We start from the raw sequence: 1,413 nt of genomic DNA on the forward strand, positions 1-1,413 counted from the left end.
CGCCTCTGCGCCGCACCATAGGGTTGAGATGTCCGATGTGGCCGATCAGATTGCGGATCAGGTGAGCGAGGCTGCGGAGGCCGTCGCGGAGGCGGTCCTGCCGGAGACGCCGTTCGTGGCCCGGGGGCTTCGGCTGGACTGGGCGGCCAAGCGCGGTCTCGACATCGGGGTCGCGGCGACCGCGCTGTTCCTGCTGCTGCCGCTGATGCTGCTGATCGCCGCCCTGGTCTGGGCCGGCGACCGCAAGGCGCCGATCTTCCGGCACACCCGGCTCGGCCGGGACGGGCGCAGCTTCGGCTGCCTGAAGTTCCGCTCGATGGTCACCGACGGCGAGGCGGTGCTCGCCGCGCATCTGGCCGCCAGCCCCCGGGCCCGGGCCGAGTGGGCGGCCACGCACAAGCTCAGCGACGACCCGCGGATCACCGCCATCGGCCAGGTGCTGCGCAAGACCTCCCTGGACGAGCTGCCGCAGCTGTGGAACGTGCTGCGCGGCGAGATGAGCCTGGTCGGGCCGCGCCCGATCGTCCAGGCCGAGGTCGCCCGCTACGGCCGGGCGTTCGCCACCTGCTTTGCGGTGCCGCCGGGCGTCACCGGGCTGTGGCAGGTCTCGGGCCGGTCCGACACCAGCTACGCCGAGCGCGTGGCGCTGGACCTGGACTATGCCAGCCGGTGGAGCCTGCGCCGGGACATCGCGATCATGCTGCGCACCGTCCCGGCCGTGCTCGCCCAGCGCGGCAGCAAGTAACGCGGCCGCCGCGCCGCGGGACGCGCAAGGGGACGCGCAAGGGAACGCGCACCGGGGCTGGCCGGGATCGGTCCGGCCCCGGGCAGGTGCGGGCCGGGCCCGCCCGAGAGGTCGCCTCGCCCGAGAGGTCGCGACGAGATCGCCATGAAGGGTCTTCTGCTGAACGCGCTGCTCGGGCTGGGTCTGGGGCGGTTCGGCTCGGTCTGGGGTCTGCCGGTGTTCCTGCCGGTGGTGGCGGTCGAGCTGGCCTACGGGTTCCACGTGCATCACCTGAGCGCGGGCGGCGGGCTGCGGCGCGGGGCGACGCTGCTGATCTGCGGCCAGCTCGGCTTCCTGCTCGGGGCGCTGCTGCGGCCGCTGCCGGGCGAGCGCTGAGGCCCGGGCGGCCCGGGTTGGTGAACGATTTGCGCAGCGGTCGGGCCGGGTCGGGTCTGCGCGGCGGGAGGGGGTCAGCCTTGGACGAGAACGATCCGTACTGGGACGCCGACCCGCTCTGGTACGACCGGGCCGAGGCGGACACGCCGCCGGGCCGGGTGCTGGAGGGTCTGGCGTATCTGGTCCTTCTGGCTCTGGCGGGTATGGCCTGGGGGGCGCGGGTGTACCGGCTTCCGGACGCGCTGTGGTGCCGGGCGATGGACCGGCTCCGGCCGCGCACACCCGGACCGCGC

General features: G+C 74.4%; 3 protein-coding genes. All 3 read left to right on the plus strand.

Annotated features, from left to right (window positions below):
* Positions 1–28: 28 nt before the first annotated feature.
* Complete coding sequence (locus LGR69_RS31685; RefSeq protein ID WP_007559443.1) at positions 29–745, plus strand: sugar transferase; 717 nt, start codon at positions 29–31, stop codon at positions 743–745.
* A 144-nt stretch (positions 746–889) separates the two neighbouring features.
* Entirely contained in the window at positions 890–1,120 is a 231-nt protein-coding gene (locus tag LGR69_RS31690) for a hypothetical protein (RefSeq protein ID WP_230368578.1), read from the plus strand.
* Positions 1,121–1,200: 80 nt separating this feature from the next.
* Positions 1,201–1,413 (plus strand): hypothetical protein (locus LGR69_RS31695; RefSeq protein WP_230368579.1); only part of this gene is annotated, 213 nt, incomplete at its 3' end.

Origin of the sequence: Methylobacterium brachiatum (genome assembly GCF_020523825.1) — a bacterium.
Classification (GTDB): Bacteria; Pseudomonadota; Alphaproteobacteria; order Rhizobiales; family Beijerinckiaceae; genus Methylobacterium; species Methylobacterium brachiatum.

Coding starts and splice junctions, on each gene's coding strand:
- LGR69_RS31685 (WP_007559443.1), top strand. CDS start 29: ATGTCCGATGTGGCCGATCAGATTGCGGATCAGGTGAGCGAGGCTGCG.
- LGR69_RS31690 (WP_230368578.1), top strand. CDS start 890: ATGAAGGGTCTTCTGCTGAACGCGCTGCTCGGGCTGGGTCTGGGGCGG.